Below are 18,821 nucleotides of genomic sequence, written 5' to 3' on the forward strand. Positions count from 1 at the left end.
AAGCACAATTACTAATTGATTTACATTATAACAAAAAGCTAAGAGAATTTAATCTCCTAGCTTTTTTCTTATTGACCCATTTAGTTTTTACCAACAAAAAATGATACAACAGCAACTAAAATCACGGCACCAATAATTGATGGAAATAATGCCATACCGGCAACTTGAGGTCCCCAACTTCCTAGAAGTGATTGACCAATTGATGAGCCTACAAGACCCGCAATAATATTGAAAATCCAACCCATTGATTTCCCTTTACTTGTGATCGCTCCGGCAATTGCTCCGATAACGCCACCTACGATTAAAACCCATAACCAATGCATACATATGACCTCCCTTATAAATAGAATAAATGTTAATAATGAGTACTTAATTATGCTAACAGATTATTTATTTTCTTGCGAAAGAAATGCATCTGAAAATCAGTTTATATCATTTAATTATCATTTTTATTTCATCTCATCTGTCACCAAAATCGTTACATGATTTTTAGTACCACAATTCTCACAATCATAGTGTAGATTTATTTCATCATCCACTAAAATATCATCACAAACTAATTCAATTTCATTATCTGAAAGCGTCAATTCTCCTAAAGGAATGTTTACTCTTTGATGATCTGCTTTGTCGGTTCTCGTATTTAATAGAAATTTGCCTGTCATTTCGTTTTCGCAATCTTTACAAGTTACTGCAATGCTGATTTCTCTTTCCATCGTAAGCTCTCCCTCTTCTCTTTATCAATAGATGATTATACATCTATAATTTTATACGCCTCCGTCAAAAAATTCGATTGATATGCTCTGAACTTCATTTGGTTAAATAAAAAAGCTAGAATCCATTTGGATTCTAGCTCGAAATTCAATCTTAAAAAGATTATTTTACTGTTACTGAAGCGCCAACTTCTTCTAAAGCAGCTTTTAAAGCTTCTGCTTCATCTTTAGAAACGCCTTCTTTAACTGGTGCAGGTGCGCCATCAACTACTGCTTTAGCTTCTTTCAAGCCAAGACCAGTTGCTTCACGAACTGCTTTGATAACTTTAACTTTTTGGTCTCCAGCTGCAGTTAATTCTACAGTGAATTCAGTTTGTTCTTCGCCAGCTGCTGCTGGTCCTGCTGCTGCTGCTACAGGAGCTGCTGCAGATACGTCAAATTTTTCTTCAATAGCTTTTACTAAGTCGTTTAATTCTAAAATAGTTGCGCCTTCTAATTCTGCAACAATGTTTTCAATGTTCAATGCCATTATGGTTTCCTCCGTTTTAATAATTCATTATTTTTTAGTTTAGTTTGTTACTAAGCTGCAATTATGCAACTTCGTCTTCTTTTTCTGCCACTGCTTTGACAGCGTAAGCCACTTGTCTGACTGGCGCTTGTAATACAGATAATAGCATAGAAAGTAGTCCATCGCGACTTGGAAGTTTTGCTAAAGATGTCATTTCTTCTACTGAAGATACTTTACCTTCAATAACGCCACCTTTGATTTCCAATGCTTTTGCAGTACTTGCAAATTCGTCGATGATTTTAGCAGGTGCTACTACATCGTCGTTACTGAAAGCGACTGCTGTAGGGCCTGTAAATACTTCGTCCATACCTTCTAGTCCAGCTTTTTTAGCTGCACGTGAAAGGATAGAGTTTTTGATAACTTTCATTTCAACATTTGCATCACGCAATTGTTTACGTAAGTTAGTCACTTCTTCTACAGTTAAACCACGATAGTCAACGATGACTACAGAAGCTGCTGATTGGAACTTAGCTGTTGCTTCTTCTACTAGGGTTTCTTTTTTAGCGATTGCTGCTTCACTCATTTATTTTCACCTCCTGATTATTGATGGTTAGAGCTCAATTGTTGTGATTAAAGATAAGTACAGGCTCGCTCCGCTCGTAATGATTCTACAGTCGCTTCGCTCCTCTAGTACTGTTCAACATCAGTTTTCATAACAAACTGTGTTTCACAGCAAAAAACTCCATGCCACCGTTGACATAGAGGGACGTAATTGTATGTATCAACAATTGTCCTCGGTAGGAAATTAAGACTTGCGTCACCTACTGTCTTCGGTACAGTTAATTATTAACCTCAACTACCTTACCATGAGACAGGTAGTTGAGTCAATAATTTTTTTACTTATTCAGCTTTTCTAATTAGAAAGAAGCTTGGTCAACATGGATTCCAGGTCCAAATGTAGTTGTTACTGAAATGTTTTTGATATATTGACCTTTTGCTGCTGATGGTTTAGCTTTTAACAATACATCGTTGATTGTATTGAAGTTTTCTAGTAATTTTTCATTATCAAATGAAACTTTACCGATTGGTACGTGGATGTTTCCAGCTTTGTCAACACGGTAAGTTACTTTACCAGCTTTTACTTCGTTAACAGCTTTTGTTACGTCCATTGTTACAGTACCAGTTTTAGGGTTAGGCATAAGGCCTTTAGGACCTAAGACACGACCTAATTTACCAACTTCAGCCATCATGTCTGGAGTTGCTACAACTACGTCAAATCCAAACCATCCACCTTGGATTTTTTGAACCATATCAGCGTCACCAACATAGTCAGCACCAGCTGCTTCAGCTTCTTTAGCTTTGTCGCCTTTAGCGAAAACTAAAACGCTTTGTGTTTTACCAGTTCCGTTAGGTAATACTACTGCACCACGGATTTGTTGGTCTGCTTTTTTAGGGTCTACATTTAAACGGTAAGCAACTTCAACAGTTGCGTCGAATTTTGCAATATTTGTATCTTTAGCCAAAGCGATTGCTTCTGCTACAGGGTAAACTTTTGTTGCTTCAACTTTTTTTAATGCATCTTGCATTTTTTTGCTTTTTTTAGCCATTTTGTTTCCTCCTTGATTGTGGTTATAACGGTCGAACCTCCCACGTAATTCATATCTTTGAATATGAAATAAACTGAGAAGCTACTTCTTTGGGGTCCCTTGAATAAAAAATTATCCTACAGTGATTCCCATGCTTCTTGCAGTTCCTTCAACCATGCGCATAGCCGCTTCAACGTCTGCTGCGTTTAGGTCTGCCATTTTAAGTTCAGCGATTTCTTTCACTTGATCTTTAGAAACATTCGCTACTTTATTTTTGTTTGGCTCACCAGAACCTTTTTCGATTTTTGCAGCTTTTTTAAGTAATACTGCAGCTGGTGGTGTTTTAGTAATAAATGTAAATGAACGGTCTTCATATACAGAGATTACTACTGGAATAATCAAACCAGCTTGATCAGCTGTACGAGCGTTGAATTCTTTAGTGAATCCCATAATGTTGATACCCGCTTGACCTAGTGCTGGACCTACTGGCGGAGCTGGTGTTGCTTTACCTGCAGGAATTTGCAATTTAACTAATTTTTCTACTTTTTTTGCCACGAGACATACCTCCTTGAGTCCGTGATGTGGTTAATTGGAGATGAAGATTTCTCCTCCCACGTCATTCTTTGACGAATCAAAGAAAACCTGTATGCAAAAAATGCACACTTGACTATTATACTCTCTCTCTAATTAATTTTCAAGTGTTCTATCATGAAATAGTGTTTTTATCTAACTTTCTACAAAAAAATCCACAAGAGACTCTCTCCTGTGGATTTCTTGTTTCAAATGCTCTTATTGAATGTGACCGCTATATTTTGCATACCATTCAATAGAGTTGGGTAATTTATAATATTCTTTCCTAGTTAAAAAACCAGTTTTGTTTCCCTTCGTATGGCGTATGATAAGCGGTGGAACTCCAGCAGTATTGGTTTCATGAATTACAAATTCAGGTGTCTTATTGCCACTTGCCCAACTTGGAATTTCAATTGACTCTTCTATATCAATAATATTCCATTTGTTCGCTGCTTGTGTTGTTTCAGGCATAGCAAACAAACTCACTAATGTGGCACCTACAAATATAGTTCCAATTATTTTATCCATTTAAAATCCTCCTTATTTCTAATCCGTAATTTTATTGTAACATATTGTAAAATAAAATCCAATTAAAATTATTATTTTCCTATCCCAATATTCAAATTAGGATTACTAAATAAAATAGATATTCTAAAATATAAATAACTATCAACGTTTCTGTAGTTTCTTGTATTTAGTTGTGATAGACTCTTGTTAGTTTTAAATTAAGAAGATAGGTGAAATAAACAATGGAGAATTTACGTTATAAAAGTGTTTTTGATATCATTGGTCCAGTTATGATCGGTCCAAGTAGCTCTCATACAGCTGGTGCTGCCCGAATTGGAAAAATCGTTCGAAGTATTTTTGGTGAACAGCCTGATACTGTTGATATTTATTTATATGAATCTTTCGCAAAAACATATCGTGGTCATGGAACAGATATTGCCTTAGTAGGTGGTTTATTGGATATGGAGCCTGATGACGAGCGTCTTGCTGATTCTTTAAAGATCGCTCATGAACAAGACATGGAAGTTTTATTCGTTCCATTAAAAGAAAAAGCTGAGCATCCGAATTCAGTTAAATTACTTGTCTCTAAAGGCTATCGAAAACTTTCTGTCACAGGGATATCGATTGGTGGCGGTAATATTCAAATCTCTGAGTTAAACGGTTTTAAAATTTCTTTGACGATGGGGACCCCTACCTTTATTATCGTTCATCAAGATGTACCGGGAATGATAGCTAAGGTCACCAATCTATTGTCTGATACAAATATAAATATCGGAACAATGACAGTGACACGGGAATCCAAAGGTGAAAAAGCAATTATGATCATTGAAATCGACCACGCTGATATTGGTGATGTTACAATGAAGCTGGTACAAATCCCTCACATTTATAGTGTAAATTATTTTGATTAATCTAAATTAAAGGAGCAAACTATTTATGTTTCTATCTATAGAAGAATTAGTGAAACAAGCCGCAGAATTTCCATCGGTTGCCGAATTGATGATCGCAACTGAGATAGAAAATCACGGTCATAGCCGCGAACGAATCATCGAAACAATGGAACGTAATCTTACTGTTATGAAGCAATCAATTGAAGAAGGAGTCGATGGTGTGACCTCTGTAACAGGAATTACTGGCGGTGATGCCACTCGGCTTAATGAATATATCCAAAATGGAAACTTTTTAAGCGGAGAAACGATTTTAACGGCTGTTAGAAATGCTGTTGCTGTAAATGAAGTCAATGCCAATATGGGCTTGATTTGTGCAACACCGACCGCTGGAAGTGCCGGTGTAGTACCAGGTGTTTTGATGGCGGCGATTGAAAAATTACAGCTCACACATGAACAGCAATTAGATTTTCTATTTACTGCCGGCGCTTTTGGTCTGGTGATTGCCAATAATTCATCAATCAGTGGTGCTGAAGGCGGTTGCCAGGCAGAAATTGGATCTGCTAGTGCGATGGCCAGTGCCGCTTTAGTATGTGCTGCGGGCGGCTCAGCTGATCAAGCTGCACAAGCTATTGCAATTACTTTAAAAAACATGATGGGATTAATTTGTGATCCTGTAGCTGGCCTAGTGGAGGTTCCTTGTGTAAAGCGTAATGCCTTAGGCTCTTCACAAGCTTTTATTTCAGCTGACATGGCCTTAGCCGGTATTCGTAGTGTAATTCCACCAGATGAAGTCGTGGCTGCGATGTATCAAGTTGGCCGTCAAATGCCTCAAATTTTTAAAGAAACCGCTGAAGGTGGTTTGGCCGTTACACCGACTGCAAAACGATTAGCAAAGGAAATTTTAGATAATCAAACAGAGAAATCAAATAAATAATACATAAAGGCAGCATTCAAAATAAGGTGATTTTTAAAGCTCACTTCATTTGAATGCTGCTTTTATACTAAGCTATTTTTGTTGTATTAAATGAAAAAAACTGCTTTTGACATTATATAATTAAAATGCTTCAACTTCAGTTAACGTTGGCATTCCCGTTTGGGCGCCTAGTTTAGTAACAGAAAGGGATGCTCCTTTTCCTGAAATCTTAACTGACTCTGAAATAGGCATACCTTTTGCTAAACACGCTGCTAAAATCCCATTAAATGTGTCTCCCGCACCTGTCGTATCAACAACGGTTACTTTTTCGGCTGGAATCGTGATCACGTCATTCTCCATTGTATAAGAAATTCCATCCCCGCCACGAGTTACAATCAGCTGTGTTTTATTTGCTTTTGACCATTTCAGCATTTCTTTTTCAAACTGCTCACCATCAGTGATCGAGTGGCCTAATAAACCTTCAAATTCTGTTTCATTCGGTGTGATGATATCTACGAATGGCAGCATATCAATCACTTTTTCGTTATACGGCGCTGGATTTAAAATTGTTATTGCGCCTTTATCTTTTGCTAATGCCAAGCCTTTTTTTACTGTTTCGGTTGGAATCTCGAGTTGAGTCAATAGTACATCCTCAGCCTTGATTTTTTCGTTTAAAGCATCTTCGATGGCACTCAACAACATATTTGCTCCCGGTAAAACAACAATCGCATTGTCTTCTTTTAATTTAAAGATAGAGGCAACACCTGTAAAAATATTTTTTTCAGATGTGACTGCACTAACATCAACTTTTTCATTTTCCAGGTGCTTATAGACTTTTGAACCAAATGTATCATCACCGATTTTCCCAATCAAAGACACATCCGCTCCGATACGAGCAGCGGCAACAGCTTGATTGGCTCCTTTCCCGCCAACATAATAGTCGATGCTTTCCCCCAAAAGGGTTTCTCCTACTTTGGGCAGTCGGTCTGTTTCCATAACCATATCCATATTGATACTTCCTAAAACAATTACTTTGTTCATCGCGGACTCTCCTTACTTATATTTTCTTCAAATACTTATAGAAAGAACCCAGATGCTCTCTTTCAATTTCAGTATACTCTGAAATCTTTTCAAAACCGTGCTTTTTAAAAAAATGCTGCATTTTGAGATTGGAGTGATTTGTACTTGAATAAATATGTTTTCCATTTTTTTCTTTTGCTCTATTTATTATATCATTCAGTAAAATAGAAGCATAACCATTTGACAGATAATTTGGATCTGTTGCAATCCGTCTTACTATATATTCCTTTTCCCGTGTAATATTCAAGGTTGCAACTGCAACTATTTTATCATTATCCACTAATTTAACTAACAAATGATCTCTAATATCATTTTGAACGATTTGTTCATTTGGATAGGCCTTTGTCCATTGGTGTATATTATCTTGAATCATTTGTCTTTTTGCTGCTTCAAACAACTGATTGATTACGTTGAAATCTTTTGGCTCAGCCAAGGTTATTTCCATTTATAGTCATCTCCGAAAAATACTGATTATATCCTTCATTCATTAATACGGTAACAGGAGAATAGATAATACGACCACACAAATAATCCCTATGATTGTTGGGACACTTGTCCGTTTCAAAACTCGAACTGGACTCACACCAACTGTTGACGCTACGATCATCACAACAGCTGCAACTGGTGAAATCGTTCTTGCTAAGTTTGCGATCATTTGCATAGGTAAGGCAATCAGAATACCATCGATACCAGCTTTTGTTGCAATATCAGGAATCAATTCAATCACCGCATAAAACATTGCTAGACCGCCGCCACTTAATATTCCGAAAAGTGTAGTTGCACCACTGAAAATCAGCGTTGTCACAAGGCCAGCAGAAGCTGAAGTTTCTATAGAAGACATCATGTTATCTATGATTCCTAAGGATTGGATAGCAGTTGTGAATAATGAACCACCGACAACCAACATAACGACTTGACTAAAACCTTGACCCATACCTTTAAACATTTCTGCTGCTGAGTCTTGAATTTTTTTATATGATTTATGTCGAATCGTTTCAAATGCTACCGCCACAAAAAATGAAATAAAGGTTAAGACGAAAATATCCATTTGAATTCCCTTAACGAACATTCCTGTAATCCCAACAATCAAAATCAAAATTAATGGTAACAACGGTAACAATGCATATATTTTTGGTGTATTTGATTCTTCTTGTTTCGTTAAACCTGCATCGTCAATCGCGACAAATGCAGAATCGCCTTCTTTTTTATCACAATATTTTTGCCAGAAATAGTGTGCCACTGCCATAATCAATAATGTCGGAATTGAAATTTTAGCATGCCAAGCAACATACGTTAAAAGATCATACCCTAATGTTTGAGCGGCGATCACATTATCTGCCCCAAGTGGAGATGGCATGATCGTTGCAGTCATTGCGATTACCCCAGCAGCCGTTAGCGAAGAAATTCCCATACTAGATAACATTGGATACAAGATCGCCATCAAAATAATTGCTAAACTAGAAGCACTTGGGACTACCAAAGACATTAGATTTCCTACTAAGAAAACAAGAGGTACAAACAAGGCTTTTGATTTAATTTTTTGCAACGGTTTTACTAGAATGTTCACAGCCACCTGATTGGCACCGATTACATTCATATACCCAGAGTAACCAAATAAAATCATGATCACGATCCCTGCTGAACTGACTTGAGCGATGATTGTATCTTTAAATTTCAAAAAGATATCGAAAAAGGCTAAACCTGTTCCTTCGCCCGCAGGATAAAGAGGATGGCCTAACAAGACCGCAAACAGTAACAAAATCAATGCTCCACTAATCAAACTTAGAGCGGGATGATAATTTTTAATAATCAAATAAGCAACCAGAGCTAAGACAACTAATACTAACAATGACTCAATCATAATATGACTCCTTCTTTAATTTATTTTTTCTAAATTTAAAACAACCCATTGTTGAAACGCTGGTATATCAATATCTAAACAAACAACTGCATTCGTCGTATCATGATATTTCATTTTTAAATCAGCAACTGTAGCACCTGCTGCTGGTCCATCTAAAGCAATTTCAATAAACGTTTCTTGAACTGTGAATAATTCTGGGTCAGTTAAGTAGGCAATGGCACACACATCATGCATTTTTAACCCAGTCTGTAAACTACCGCCACGATAATGTTGGAATAAGGAGTAAAACATATTACCGACTTCACCGAATTCTTTGATTTTTTCTATTTCATTTTTAGTTAATACTGCTGTACTGGTCACATCCAAGCCAACCATCACAATTGGAACGCCTGATTGGAAAACGATTTGTGCTGCATGTGGATCGACATATGTGTTGAATTCTGCACTAGTATTCGTGTTTCCTCTCGCTAACGAACCGCCCATCATGACGATTTCTTTAATGTTTTGCTTTGTTTCTGGATACATACTGAAAAGTAATGCGATGTTTGTTAATGCTGCTATTGGAACTAAGGTGATCGGCTCTGTACTTTTAAGGATACAGTCTTTCATTGCTTCAACAGCGTGAACATCGAGCGCTTTTGCAATAGCTTCTGGAAAATCGTAGCCGTCCATCCCACTTTCACCATGAATGTCTGCCGAATCTTCAAGCTGAATCAATAAAGGTTTGTCGCAACCTTTAGCAACAGGTACTTGTTTATCAAAAAATGACACTAGTTTCAATGTATTCTCGGTTGTTTTGTGTGCGTTTACATTTCCTGCAACAGTTGTTAATAACTTAACGTCTAATTTTGGATGGTTAAGGGCGATTGATAAAGCTACTGCGTCGTCAATTCCTGGGTCTGTGTCGATGATGATCGGTCTTTTTTCTTTTAGCATAAATCCTTCCTCCTTCTTAGGTTAAGCGCATTACCTAAATGGTATAAAAAAATACTTTTTCAATGATTAAAAAAGTATTTTTAGATTAACCGCTTAACCTATCTGTTTATTATGATAGCGTTTTATTTCCGCTTAGTCAATCACTATTTTAATTTTTTGACACTTTCACCTTTAAATAGCTTGGGTTTCAAAATAATCGACTCTGTTTTTTGTTTCTTCTTGGTAAGAATATTCTTCAATAACACAACAGCTTGCTCTGTTAAAGCCGAACTATTTTGCTCTACTGTGGCTAATGAAATCCCTAGAATATCCGCCATCTCTAAACGGTCATACCCAATAATCGATAGATCTTCTGGAATCGACTTTCCACTACTCAATGCTTGTTTTAATACACCAAAAGCAACCATATCATTGGATGTGAGCACAGCTGTGGCCGCTGGAAGCGCAAAAAGTTCCTTTGCTTTTTCCATACCGTCATTAAAACGATAGCCGGTTTCAATGATGTAGTCTTCTCTTACTTTTACACCATAACTTTCTAATGCTTGTTTATACCCGTTGATACGATCGAGTGTACTTGGAACTTTAAAATCCCCTGTCATAAAGGCAATATTTTGATGCCCATTTTCCAAAAGATATTCTGTAGAAATTTTGCCACCAGCTTGGCTATCAAAATAGACTTGATTAACTCCAGTAAATGAAACCTGCCTATCAACTAAAACGAAGGGAGCATCGATCTCTTTCAAGAAACGTTCTTGCTCTTCTTTGAAGGAAAAAGACTCATTCGATAACGCAATGATCAGCCCATCAACACCACGATTCAACAACATTTGAATCAGATTTTTTTCTACAGTAAAATCGTCATTGGAATTAACAATAATCGTTAAATAGCCCAATGCTCTAAATTGTTCTTCTAATTGTTTGCAAAGCTTTGAAAAAAATGGATTTTCAATATCTGGAATAACGACGCCGATGGTTTGAGAAGCTTTCTTTGCTAGACTTTGAGCGGCAATATTTGGAACATAATTTAATTCTTTTGCGATCGTTTTTATTTCTTGCTTCTTTTTTTCAGAAATTCTTGAAGGTTTATCATTTAAAACTAAAGAAACTGCAGCTTCAGATACATTGGCCATTTTTGCAATGTCTTTCATTCTGATTTTCATGGCTCTCTCCTTTATCAATACGCTTGTTTGAATCGTTTATTTCCATAAAAAATCTGCCACAAGTTGATCTACTTCTTTATTTTCGTGTAGCTGACTATGCTGTGCTGATTTTCCATAAAAGATTTTTTCTCGTACTTCATTACCGTGTGTTTTAAACAATGAAACAACACTTAGTGCATCGGCAACAGGAACCGCTTCATCACTTAAACTGCCATCCTCTACATCTCCTGCGATGATCAAAACGCTCATGTCTTTAGAAACTTTTTCGATCCCACTAACATAGTCAGCATACCGCTCACTTTGAACCATAGGACCGTTATTGATGATGTCATCGATTGTCTCTGCGTTTGATAACTCTACAAAATTATTAAAAGGTGCTGCTATACCAACAAATTTGTTGATTTTTGGAAGGCTTGTGTCATCACCATATGTTGTGAGATAACGTAAGGAGCTCGCTCCACCCATTGAATGACCTACTAAATTAACTTGTGTTACACCATAACTATCCTTAATGTAAGTCAAACAATTCTTGATCCACTCAGCTTGATTCCATTCATTGTTTTTGTTATCTTCGAAAAGTACTTGGATACTGGGGTTATTTTCTTTACCAGTCAGCTTACCTTTTGCCTGAACTTCGCCCTCAACACTAACCGTCAAAACTAGCTCTTTTTTAGTAAGATTATTTTTCTCCATCCGTTTGATCATGCGACCAAAAGAATTATTGCCACCGCTGTATCCATGTATGAATAGTGTGGGGATCGATGATTTTAAGGTCGTTTCACTAGGCTCTGAATTCTTAGCGGCTTGATGATTTTCGGATGTTTTTTTACTCGAACAACCAGCAAAAAATAACAGGAGACAGAACGTTGCTAACAAATAACGCTTCTTATTTTTCATATTACCACCTTTTCACTCATCACTATAGTAAGAAGAGAGCAGGACAAAACTATGGTTAGTTTTGCTCCACTCTCTCATCTTCCAACTTTTATTGAATTGAATCTACTTGTTCAAAGTCTAATTCTGTACTTGTTTCACGGCCAAACATGTCGATATTAACTTTTAATTTTTGACGTTCTTCATCGACTTCTGTCACTTCACCTTCAAGACCAGAGAATGCACCTTCGATAATACGAACTGTATCGCCGAGTGCAACATCTAAATCAGATTGACGTGTGCTCATACCAATTGAGCGTAAAATGTGATTGATTTCTTCTTGTAATAATGGCGCTGGCTTGCTTCCGGCACCATGTGAACCGACAAATCCAGTAACACCCGGTGTATTACGTACTACATACCAAGAATCATCTGTCATCGTCATTTCTACTAATACATAACCCGGGAAAGTTTTATGAACGATTTCTTTTGACTTACCGTTTTTTACTTCTGTCTCTGTTTCTTCTGGAACGACTACACGGAAAATGAAATCTCCCATGCCCATGCTTTGTGCACGTGATTCAATGTTTGCTTTTACTTTGTTTTCGTAACCTGAGTATGTATGCAATACATACCAATTTTTTTCAAATGATTCCATGTTTGATTGGCCCCTTTAGTTTATTAGTTGGTTAAAATAATACATCAAGAGTAGCAAGTAAATCCTTGATACTCATTTTCTTTTTTTCATGTGAAAATAAAAAAACCTCAGTTCCCCGAAGTTTTTCCTCGCTTGTTATTATAGCACTGTTTGCAATGAAATACTAGTTTGAATTACTTAAGAATCCAACCAAAAACGGTTTGGATCGCTGTATCCATTACGAAGAATAATGCTGCAAAAATCATTGATGTTTCGATAACAACCAACGTATCTTTGCGTAATTGTTTTTTAGATGGCCAAGAAACTTGTTTCATCTCATCTTTAACACTACGTAAAAATTTCATTTGAACTCCTCCTAAATCTATTTCGTCTCTTTATGTAACGTGTATTTTTGACAGTATTTACAGAATTTTTTGATTTCTAACCGTTCTCCACGTTTTCCTTCACTGACGGCTTTAGAATAGTTTCTGGAGCCACAATCTGAACAAGCAAGTGCTGATTTTTTTGTTGCCATTGTTCAACCTCCTCTATTCACAAATTTACTCAATAACATTATCATTCTTTTAGCAAAATGTCAATGGATACTCAATAAACTATGGTTTTCTTTCAAATTATGTTATCATTAGCTTGTTAGACGAATTTAACCTACGGGGGGTCAAGATATGTTATTAAAATCCGTTGTTATCAAAAAGAAAAATCTTACAACAGTCAATGAATCTTGCACTTTGGAAGAGGCTTTGAAAATCCTTGAAGATTCAGGGTATCGTTGTGTACCGATCTTAGATGAATCGGAAAAGATTTTTAGAGGAAATATCTATAAAATGCACATCTACCGCCATAAAGCAAACGGTGGAGACATGAGTTTACCAGTGACTTATTTATTAAAAAATGCGACAAAATTTATTTTTGTGAACACATCATTCTTTAAAGTTTTCTTTACGATCAAAGAATTACCTTACATTGCTGTATTGGATGAGAATAACCATTTCTATGGAATTTTAACGCATAGTACGTTATTGAATATCCTTGCTCAATCTTGGAATATTCAACGAGGTAGTTATGTTTTAACAATTGCGACGACAGGGAAACAAGGGGATCTGGCCGCTATGACGAAAATCATTGCGAAACATAGCAGCATCGCCAGCTGTATTACACTGGATATCGGTGAGGATGAATTTATCCGCCGTACCTTGATCACTTTACCTGCAGAAACAACTGAAGAAACCTGTGCAGTGATTGTTGAGAATTTAGAGCGTAAGAATCTTAAAGTCGTTGAGATCGAAGATTTACAAGCGAATGCTGAATAAAATAATAATAAAAAAGAAGCCTCAAATTAAAAGGCTTCTTTTTTTAACGCTCTTCACCAATAATCCGGACTTCTGTCTCCAATACAACATCAAATTTTTCTTTGATCACTTGTTGGATATGTGCAATCAATTCGACATAGTCTGTCGCTGTCGCCTGATCGATATTTACGATAAAACCAGCGTGTTTTTCTGAAATTTGAGCGCCGCCCCATTTCAGACCTTGCAATCCAGCATCTTGGATCAGCTTACCTGTAAAATGCCCTTCTGGACGCTTAAAGACGCTACCGCAAGATGGATATTCTAATGGTTGTTTGGATTCTCTAAGTTCAGTCAATTCTGCCATTTGACTCTTGATTATGCTATTTTCTCCTTCTTCTAAAGAAAAAGTCGCTTCTAACACAATACAGTGCATATCTTGAATCGCACTGTGACGATAAGAAAAATCCATTTCTTCATTTGTAAAAGTTTGAATCGTTCCGTCTTCCAACAGCACATCAACACTGGTGAAAACATCTTTGATTTCTCCGCCGTAAGCCCCAGCATTCATATAAACAGCTCCGCCGATACTCCCTGGAATCCCACAAGCAAATTCAAAACCAGTCAAATCATGATCTAACGCAACATATGTCGTATCAATCAATTTTGCACCAGCTTCAACAATGATTTGTTTTTTAGAAACAGAAATTTGCTTCATATTTTCCAACATGATCACCATTCCGCGAATACCGCCATCTCGCACAATTAAATTACTGGCATTGCCTAAAACAAGCCAAGGGATTTCATGATTTTTGCAATATTCGACCAGAGTAGCCACTTCAACTTTTGATTTTGGAAAAGCTAAAACGTCTACAGGTCCACCCGTTTTTGTAAAGGTAAAGTTCATCAAAGGTTCATCAAATAGTAACGTTATATCCGTTAATTCATTCATCATTTCAATTTTATTCATCGAAAGTCGTTCCTTTCTTTCAAACATCCTATTTATTCTAGCATGCCAAAGAGAAACTTTCTAGTCTGAGTCTATAAAATATGTTCTTGGTGCTTCTGTAACATTTGGGCACATAGCTCATGACTCGTGAAAACTTTTTCTTGTTTTAACCGCGTTCCGTCATTTGTTTGAACTGCTTTGATGAATTCCTCTACCATTTGCTGGAATCCGCGTTTTTCTAGCGTTGTTGACCAATCGCCAAAGTTTTTTTGTTGCGTTCCTAGCTGGTTTTTGATGGTTAAGTCTGTTAGATTTTCTAATACTAATGTTCCTTCTGGACTTGTCAGCTGATAGGTTTCTGTATTTGCCCCAGAATAGAGATTCATTGAGGCAATTGCTGTTGTGGTTTCTGTTTCTACATGGAGCAGCGCTCTTTTTAATTGATTATTTTCCTCGATGATTTTGGTTTGGACATGTCCAATTTCGTCATCAAGTAGATAAACAAGCGTGTCAGCTACATGTAAAAACAAATCGTAGATCACAAAATTAGCCGTGGATTCGGATGCTATACGATTTTTTTGAATCAGCAACATATTTTTATTTTCAACTGCTTTTAATTCTTCAACAAATGGCGCAAAACGGCGATTAAAGCCCACCATTAAAAGAAGATTTTTTTCTGCAGCTAAGGTTTGGATTTCTTTGACTTCTGCTAAGTTTTCGCTTAATGGTTTGTCGACGAAAACATGGATGCCAGCTTCTAATAATTGTTTTACAAGTTGACCATGAACTTTAGTTGCCGCGTGGACAAAACAAGCCGATATTCCAGCTTCAATCAATTCTTCTGTAGAAGCAACCATTTCCTTGAAGCCATATTTTTCACTGATTTCTTTTCGAGTTTGTTCATTTCTGGTAGCTAAAATAAACGTTGCTTGATCTCTTAATTGAGAGTATACAGGTAAATACGCTTTTTGCGCGATATTTCCTAAGCCGATGATTCCAATTTTCATGAAAGTCCTCCTTGATTTTAAAAGCTGAACAAGCTAGTTAATACACTTATTTCTTTAAGTTTAGCATATCAGGAATTGATTTAGATGTAAAAAAATAGAATTATTTATACGGTATAGTCTTTCATAGTTGAAATCACTGACTTTCTTGTTACAATGGTAATGAGGTGAATAAAATGAAATGTATATCATGGAATGTCAACGGCATACGTGCTGTTGTTAAAAAGAACTTTATGGAAGTGTTTAACGAATTAGATGCAGACTTTTTCTGTTTACAAGAAACAAAATTACAAGAAGGTCAAATTGATTTGGAGTTGCCTGGCTATCATCAATACTGGAATTATGCTGAGAAAAAAGGTTACTCTGGCACTGCTATTTTTGCTAAAGAAGAAGCTTTAAGCGTTCGTTATGGTATGGATATTGAAGAACATGATCAAGAAGGACGTCTGATCACATTGGAATATCCTAACTACTTTATGATCACTTGTTATACACCAAATTCACAAAATGAATTGAAACGTTTAGATTACCGTATGACGTGGGAAGATGCGTTTCGTGCGTATTTAAACGAATTGAGTAAAGAAAAACCAGTAATTCTTTGTGGCGATTTAAATGTTGCCCATCAAAATATCGATTTGAAAAACTGGAAAACCAATCAGAAAAATGCTGGGTTCACACCTGAAGAACGCGAAAAGTTCACAGAGTTATTAGATAGTGGTTTTATTGATACTTACCGTTATTTCTATCCTGATCAAGAAGGCGTTTATTCTTGGTGGAGCTATCGTTTTAATGCTCGGAAAAATAATGCTGGGTGGAGAATCGATTATTTTGTCGTTTCTGATGGGTTGAAAGAAGCTTTAACTAGTGCGAAGATTCATACTGACATTACTGGAAGTGACCACTGTCCAGTTGAGGTTGACTTGACTATTGCTTAACGAGAGGCTCCTTCTCTCGTTTTTTATTTAGTTTCTGTTAATATTTTTAAATTAGGGTTACTATACGTCACTCATTTTGTTATACTACATGTATGAATTAATTTTGAACTGAAAGGGATAATGAACATGAATTTTTATTCCATAGACTTTGAAACAGCTAGTTACGCTAAACATAGCGCTTGTTCTGTCGCGCTAGTAAAAGTAGAAAATAATAAAATCGTTGATGAGTACTATTCCTTAATTAAACCGGAAACGGATTTTTTCTGGAAAAACATCCAAATCCACGGAATCAAACCAGAGGATGTAGCCGATGCACCTAAATTTCCTGATGTTTGGAAACAAATACAAACGTGTTTTAAACCAAATAGTTTAGTGGTTGCTCATAATGCCCCTTTTGATTGTGGTGTTTTAGCTGGATGCTTGGATTATTATGGTATTAATCAACCGAATTATCTTTCATTATGTACGGTGAAAACTAGTCGTAAGCTATTCCCAGAACTACCGAATCACAAGTTGAACACGATTTGTGATAATTTAAATATCCAGTTAAACAATCACCATGATGCTCTAGAAGATAGTCGCGCTTGTGCTGAAATTCTTTTGTACCAAGAGAAACATTTTGGTGTTGAACCGCTGAAAAAACTAGTTACGATAAAATAAAAAAAGCCGAATCACGAACAAAATGTTCAGTGGATTCGGCTTTTTTTATTTCTCTAAAATCTCAACGATCTCATCCATATTTTTAGAACCAAAAACAATAGCCTTATCATCAATGATCATCGCTGGGACGCTCATGATTTTCTTTTCTGTTTTCAATTCTGGGAAAACACCGATATCGATCATTTCAGCTTCAACATTATGATTGATCGACGCAATTCGCTGACACGCTGCTACAACATCTGGGCAGTAATGACAAGTCAATGAAACGAAAATCTGTACTTTTTTCTTCGGTAATTCTTTGATTTTATTAACGACTGGCTCTTCTATTGGCTGTCCAGCGCTACCTACATTATAAACAGCTAACACGATCGAGTTGACTTCATGTCCGCTTGGAATACCGCTAAATTTAATTCCTGTGTATTCACCTTGGTCATTTAAGACAACAACACTTGGTAATTTATCAATGCCATATTTCGCTTCTACATCAGAATCAGCACCTTTTTGAACGGTTTCCAACAGGATTTTATCACTTAATGATGCAAACTCTGTTAAGAAAGAATTTAATTCGAGTGATTTCTCTTCGCTACTATCCATAACTTGTAATAAGGTTACATTCTTCGTTAATTTACCGAAAATACCACCTAGCTGCTCTCTCATTGCATCAGGGAACCATGTGTTATTACCACTTGTTGCTTTAACAGGTTTCTTTTCTACTTTTGGTTGTACTTCTTTATTTTCAGCATGCTGTTTCGCTAAACGTTTTTCCATACGTTCATTGACGATTGGCAAGCCAGCTTTTGTTTTTTCTTCTGTGATGTACTTTTGTGCATTGGTTGCAGCGATTGCGCCATCTGCAACAGCGGTAACGATTTGACGTAATTCTTTGATCCGCAAATCTCCGGCTGCATAGACACCAGGAACATTGGTTTCCATATTTTCATTTGTCGGTACGTAGCCACGATCTAATTCGACTTTACCTTCAAAAATCTCAGTACTTGGTTTATTTCCTGCAAAAACAAACATCCCAAAAGTACTATCAGTTGGTGCTTCATACGTCGTCTCTTCGCCTGTTTCATTATTAACAAAAACAGCTTTACGAACAAAGTCATCGCCAGTGATTTCTTTGACTTCGGTATTGTAGACGATCTTGATATCAGGATGTTGTTTGGCTGCTTCTGCTGTTAATTTCGCACAAGTAAAATCAGGTTCACGAATGATCATTGTCACTGATTTACCATAACGAGTTAAATAAACCGCTTCTTCGGCTGCCGCATATCCGCCACCCAATACGAAAATATCTAATCCTTGGAAGAATTCACCATCACAGGTTGAACAATAAGCAATCCCACGTCCTGTAAATTCAACTTCACCTGGGAAACCGATTTTACGTGCTGACGCGCCCGTTGCAATGATCACAGCATAGGCTTGATAGGTTTTTGTAGCAGATTTGACGGTTTTGACGGTTTGGCTTAAATCAACATCAATAATTTCATCCGTTGTAAATTCAACCCCGAAATCCAGCGCTTGTAAACGCATATCTTCCATCAATTCAGGACCAGTTGTTGCACGGATTGCTGGATAGTTCACGATTTCAGATGTTGTTGTTACTTGTCCGCCAATCTTGTCTTTTTCGATGATCAATGTATCTAACATCGCACGACCTGCATATATCCCTGCTGACAAAGCAGCTGATCCGCCGCCGATTACGATCAAATCATAAATTTCTTGACTCATGTAT

The 18,821-nt window shown here is 36.7% G+C and carries 24 protein-coding genes and 1 other annotated feature; of the genes, 5 read left to right on the forward strand and 19 right to left on the reverse strand.

The features are described from left to right. Nucleotides 1-80: 80 nt before the first annotated feature. The 7 genes from BCR21_RS05055 to BCR21_RS05085 all read right to left on the reverse strand — a co-directional run bounded on the left by BCR21_RS05055 (nt 81) and on the right by BCR21_RS05085 (nt 3,902). On the reverse strand, nt 81-323 hold the full coding sequence (locus BCR21_RS05055; protein ID WP_010765775.1) for a GlsB/YeaQ/YmgE family stress response membrane protein: 243 nt from the start codon (nt 321-323) through the stop codon (nt 81-83). 126 nt (nt 324-449) lie between these two features. Further along, nucleotides 450-713 carry a hypothetical protein gene (locus tag BCR21_RS05060; RefSeq protein WP_069645398.1) on the reverse strand — a complete coding sequence of 88 codons (264 nt, stop codon included), beginning with the start codon at nt 711-713 and terminating at the stop codon, nt 450-452. Between the two features lie 160 nt (nt 714-873). Next, a complete protein-coding gene (gene rplL, locus BCR21_RS05065; protein WP_025872833.1) occupies nt 874-1,239 on the reverse strand; it encodes a 50S ribosomal protein L7/L12 in 366 nt (121 codons plus the stop codon). Nucleotides 1,240-1,300: 61 nt separating this feature from the next. Further along, a complete protein-coding gene (gene rplJ / locus BCR21_RS05070; RefSeq protein ID WP_025872835.1) occupies nt 1,301-1,801 on the reverse strand; it encodes a 50S ribosomal protein L10 in 501 nt (166 codons plus the stop codon). Nucleotides 1,802-1,943: 142 nt separating this feature from the next. Beyond that, nucleotides 1,944-2,070, reverse strand: a sequence feature (ribosomal protein L10 leader region). Between the two features lie 65 nt (nt 2,071-2,135). After that, entirely contained in the window at nt 2,136-2,825 is a 690-nt protein-coding gene (gene rplA, locus BCR21_RS05075; protein ID WP_069640995.1) for a 50S ribosomal protein L1, read from the reverse strand. Nucleotides 2,826-2,936: 111 nt separating this feature from the next. Then, nucleotides 2,937-3,359: a 50S ribosomal protein L11 gene (rplK, locus tag BCR21_RS05080; RefSeq protein ID WP_069645399.1), complete on the reverse strand. Its 423-nt coding sequence runs from the start codon at nt 3,357-3,359 to the stop codon at nt 2,937-2,939. 234 nt (nt 3,360-3,593) lie between these two features. Beyond that, nucleotides 3,594-3,902, reverse strand: a complete 309-nt coding sequence (locus BCR21_RS05085; RefSeq protein WP_069645400.1) for a hypothetical protein — start codon at nt 3,900-3,902, stop codon at nt 3,594-3,596. 221 nt (nt 3,903-4,123) lie between these two features. Between BCR21_RS05085 and sdaAB the strand changes: the two genes are divergently transcribed. Beyond that, nucleotides 4,124-4,792: an L-serine ammonia-lyase, iron-sulfur-dependent subunit beta gene (gene sdaAB / locus BCR21_RS05090; protein ID WP_069645401.1), complete on the forward strand. Its 669-nt coding sequence runs from the start codon at nt 4,124-4,126 to the stop codon at nt 4,790-4,792. A gap of 25 nt (nt 4,793-4,817) precedes the next feature. Beyond that, on the forward strand, nt 4,818-5,705 hold the full coding sequence (gene sdaAA, locus BCR21_RS05095; protein WP_069645402.1) for an L-serine ammonia-lyase, iron-sulfur-dependent, subunit alpha: 888 nt from the start codon (nt 4,818-4,820) through the stop codon (nt 5,703-5,705). Between the two features lie 120 nt (nt 5,706-5,825). Here the strand turns inward: sdaAA and rbsK are convergent, their stop codons facing one another. The 9 genes from rbsK to rpmG form a co-directional block, all read right to left on the reverse strand. Then, the gene (gene rbsK, locus BCR21_RS05100) at nt 5,826-6,725 is read right to left on the reverse strand and encodes a ribokinase (protein WP_084013226.1); all 900 of its coding nucleotides are present in this window, start codon (nt 6,723-6,725) and stop codon (nt 5,826-5,828) included. A gap of 16 nt (nt 6,726-6,741) precedes the next feature. After that, a complete protein-coding gene (locus tag BCR21_RS05105; protein ID WP_069645403.1) occupies nt 6,742-7,209 on the reverse strand; it encodes a GNAT family N-acetyltransferase in 468 nt (155 codons plus the stop codon). Nucleotides 7,210-7,251: 42 nt separating this feature from the next. Continuing rightward, entirely contained in the window at nt 7,252-8,625 is a 1,374-nt protein-coding gene (gene dcuC / locus BCR21_RS05110; protein WP_069645404.1) for a C4-dicarboxylate transporter DcuC, read from the reverse strand. Between the two features lie 15 nt (nt 8,626-8,640). Then, a complete protein-coding gene (gene rihC, locus BCR21_RS05115) occupies nt 8,641-9,561 on the reverse strand; it encodes a ribonucleoside hydrolase RihC (protein ID WP_069645405.1) in 921 nt (306 codons plus the stop codon). 143 nt (nt 9,562-9,704) lie between these two features. Next, nucleotides 9,705-10,721: a LacI family DNA-binding transcriptional regulator gene (locus BCR21_RS05120; protein WP_069645406.1), complete on the reverse strand. Its 1,017-nt coding sequence runs from the start codon at nt 10,719-10,721 to the stop codon at nt 9,705-9,707. A gap of 36 nt (nt 10,722-10,757) precedes the next feature. After that, nucleotides 10,758-11,618 carry an alpha/beta fold hydrolase gene (locus BCR21_RS05125; RefSeq protein WP_069645407.1) on the reverse strand — a complete coding sequence of 287 codons (861 nt, stop codon included), beginning with the start codon at nt 11,616-11,618 and terminating at the stop codon, nt 10,758-10,760. 88 nt (nt 11,619-11,706) lie between these two features. After that, nucleotides 11,707-12,252: a transcription termination/antitermination protein NusG gene (gene nusG, locus BCR21_RS05130; protein WP_010760566.1), complete on the reverse strand. Its 546-nt coding sequence runs from the start codon at nt 12,250-12,252 to the stop codon at nt 11,707-11,709. A gap of 173 nt (nt 12,253-12,425) precedes the next feature. Further along, the gene (gene secE, locus BCR21_RS05135; RefSeq protein ID WP_069645408.1) at nt 12,426-12,596 is read right to left on the reverse strand and encodes a preprotein translocase subunit SecE; all 171 of its coding nucleotides are present in this window, start codon (nt 12,594-12,596) and stop codon (nt 12,426-12,428) included. 17 nt (nt 12,597-12,613) lie between these two features. Further along, nucleotides 12,614-12,766 carry a 50S ribosomal protein L33 gene (rpmG, locus tag BCR21_RS05140; RefSeq protein ID WP_010760564.1) on the reverse strand — a complete coding sequence of 51 codons (153 nt, stop codon included), beginning with the start codon at nt 12,764-12,766 and terminating at the stop codon, nt 12,614-12,616. 148 nt (nt 12,767-12,914) lie between these two features. Here rpmG and cbpA point away from each other — a divergent pair, with 148 nt between their 5' ends. After that, entirely contained in the window at nt 12,915-13,559 is a 645-nt protein-coding gene (gene cbpA, locus BCR21_RS05145) for a cyclic di-AMP binding protein CbpA (protein WP_069645409.1), read from the forward strand. A gap of 43 nt (nt 13,560-13,602) precedes the next feature. Here the strand turns inward: cbpA and murB are convergent, their stop codons facing one another. Both murB and BCR21_RS05155 read right to left on the reverse strand, forming a co-directional pair. After that, entirely contained in the window at nt 13,603-14,505 is a 903-nt protein-coding gene (murB, locus tag BCR21_RS05150) for a UDP-N-acetylmuramate dehydrogenase (RefSeq protein ID WP_069645410.1), read from the reverse strand. A gap of 71 nt (nt 14,506-14,576) precedes the next feature. Continuing rightward, nucleotides 14,577-15,491 carry a Gfo/Idh/MocA family protein gene (locus tag BCR21_RS05155; RefSeq protein WP_069645411.1) on the reverse strand — a complete coding sequence of 305 codons (915 nt, stop codon included), beginning with the start codon at nt 15,489-15,491 and terminating at the stop codon, nt 14,577-14,579. Between the two features lie 173 nt (nt 15,492-15,664). On the opposite strand from BCR21_RS05155, the gene BCR21_RS05160 reads away from it, so the two are divergent. Together BCR21_RS05160 and BCR21_RS05165 are read left to right on the forward strand one after the other, a co-directional pair. Continuing rightward, entirely contained in the window at nt 15,665-16,423 is a 759-nt protein-coding gene (locus BCR21_RS05160) for an exodeoxyribonuclease III (RefSeq protein ID WP_069645412.1), read from the forward strand. A 126-nt stretch (nt 16,424-16,549) separates the two neighbouring features. Then, nucleotides 16,550-17,083, forward strand: a complete 534-nt coding sequence (locus BCR21_RS05165) for a 3'-5' exonuclease (protein WP_069645413.1) — start codon at nt 16,550-16,552, stop codon at nt 17,081-17,083. 45 nt (nt 17,084-17,128) lie between these two features. On the opposite strand, the gene BCR21_RS05170 is transcribed toward BCR21_RS05165, so the two are convergent. Then, nucleotides 17,129-18,817, reverse strand: coding sequence for an FAD-dependent oxidoreductase (locus BCR21_RS05170; RefSeq protein WP_069645414.1), 1,689 nt, complete (start codon nt 18,815-18,817; stop codon nt 17,129-17,131). Nucleotides 18,818-18,821: the final 4 nt, after the last annotated feature.

The organism is Enterococcus ureasiticus (assembly GCF_001730285.1).
In the GTDB taxonomy this organism is placed as follows: domain Bacteria; phylum Bacillota; class Bacilli; order Lactobacillales; family Enterococcaceae; genus Enterococcus_L; species Enterococcus_L ureasiticus.

Bases quoted from the DNA above. Each gene is read 5' to 3' on its own strand.
- BCR21_RS05055 (WP_010765775.1), bottom strand. From the start codon at position 323: ATGCATTGGTTATGGGTTTTAATCGTAGGTGGCGTTATCGGAGCAATT.
- BCR21_RS05060 (WP_069645398.1), bottom strand. From the start codon at position 713: ATGGAAAGAGAAATCAGCATTGCAGTAACTTGTAAAGATTGCGAAAAC.
- rplL (WP_025872833.1), bottom strand. From the start codon at position 1,239: ATGGCATTGAACATTGAAAACATTGTTGCAGAATTAGAAGGCGCAACT.
- rplJ (WP_025872835.1), bottom strand. From the start codon at position 1,801: ATGAGTGAAGCAGCAATCGCTAAAAAAGAAACCCTAGTAGAAGAAGCA.
- rplA (WP_069640995.1), bottom strand. From the start codon at position 2,825: ATGGCTAAAAAAAGCAAAAAAATGCAAGATGCATTAAAAAAAGTTGAA.
- BCR21_RS05085 (WP_069645400.1), bottom strand. From the start codon at position 3,902: ATGGATAAAATAATTGGAACTATATTTGTAGGTGCCACATTAGTGAGT.
- sdaAB (WP_069645401.1), top strand. From the start codon at position 4,124: ATGGAGAATTTACGTTATAAAAGTGTTTTTGATATCATTGGTCCAGTT.
- sdaAA (WP_069645402.1), top strand. From the start codon at position 4,818: ATGTTTCTATCTATAGAAGAATTAGTGAAACAAGCCGCAGAATTTCCA.
- rbsK (WP_084013226.1), bottom strand. From the start codon at position 6,725: ATGAACAAAGTAATTGTTTTAGGAAGTATCAATATGGATATGGTTATG.
- BCR21_RS05105 (WP_069645403.1), bottom strand. From the start codon at position 7,209: ATGGAAATAACCTTGGCTGAGCCAAAAGATTTCAACGTAATCAATCAG.
- dcuC (WP_069645404.1), bottom strand. From the start codon at position 8,625: ATGATTGAGTCATTGTTAGTATTAGTTGTCTTAGCTCTGGTTGCTTAT.
- rihC (WP_069645405.1), bottom strand. From the start codon at position 9,561: ATGCTAAAAGAAAAAAGACCGATCATCATCGACACAGACCCAGGAATT.
- BCR21_RS05120 (WP_069645406.1), bottom strand. From the start codon at position 10,721: ATGAAAATCAGAATGAAAGACATTGCAAAAATGGCCAATGTATCTGAA.
- BCR21_RS05125 (WP_069645407.1), bottom strand. From the start codon at position 11,618: ATGAAAAATAAGAAGCGTTATTTGTTAGCAACGTTCTGTCTCCTGTTA.
- nusG (WP_010760566.1), bottom strand. From the start codon at position 12,252: ATGGAATCATTTGAAAAAAATTGGTATGTATTGCATACATACTCAGGT.
- secE (WP_069645408.1), bottom strand. From the start codon at position 12,596: ATGAAATTTTTACGTAGTGTTAAAGATGAGATGAAACAAGTTTCTTGG.
- rpmG (WP_010760564.1), bottom strand. From the start codon at position 12,766: ATGGCAACAAAAAAATCAGCACTTGCTTGTTCAGATTGTGGCTCCAGA.
- cbpA (WP_069645409.1), top strand. From the start codon at position 12,915: ATGTTATTAAAATCCGTTGTTATCAAAAAGAAAAATCTTACAACAGTC.
- murB (WP_069645410.1), bottom strand. From the start codon at position 14,505: ATGAATAAAATTGAAATGATGAATGAATTAACGGATATAACGTTACTA.
- BCR21_RS05155 (WP_069645411.1), bottom strand. From the start codon at position 15,491: ATGAAAATTGGAATCATCGGCTTAGGAAATATCGCGCAAAAAGCGTAT.
- BCR21_RS05160 (WP_069645412.1), top strand. From the start codon at position 15,665: ATGAAATGTATATCATGGAATGTCAACGGCATACGTGCTGTTGTTAAA.
- BCR21_RS05165 (WP_069645413.1), top strand. From the start codon at position 16,550: ATGAATTTTTATTCCATAGACTTTGAAACAGCTAGTTACGCTAAACAT.
- BCR21_RS05170 (WP_069645414.1), bottom strand. From the start codon at position 18,817: ATGAGTCAAGAAATTTATGATTTGATCGTAATCGGCGGCGGATCAGCT.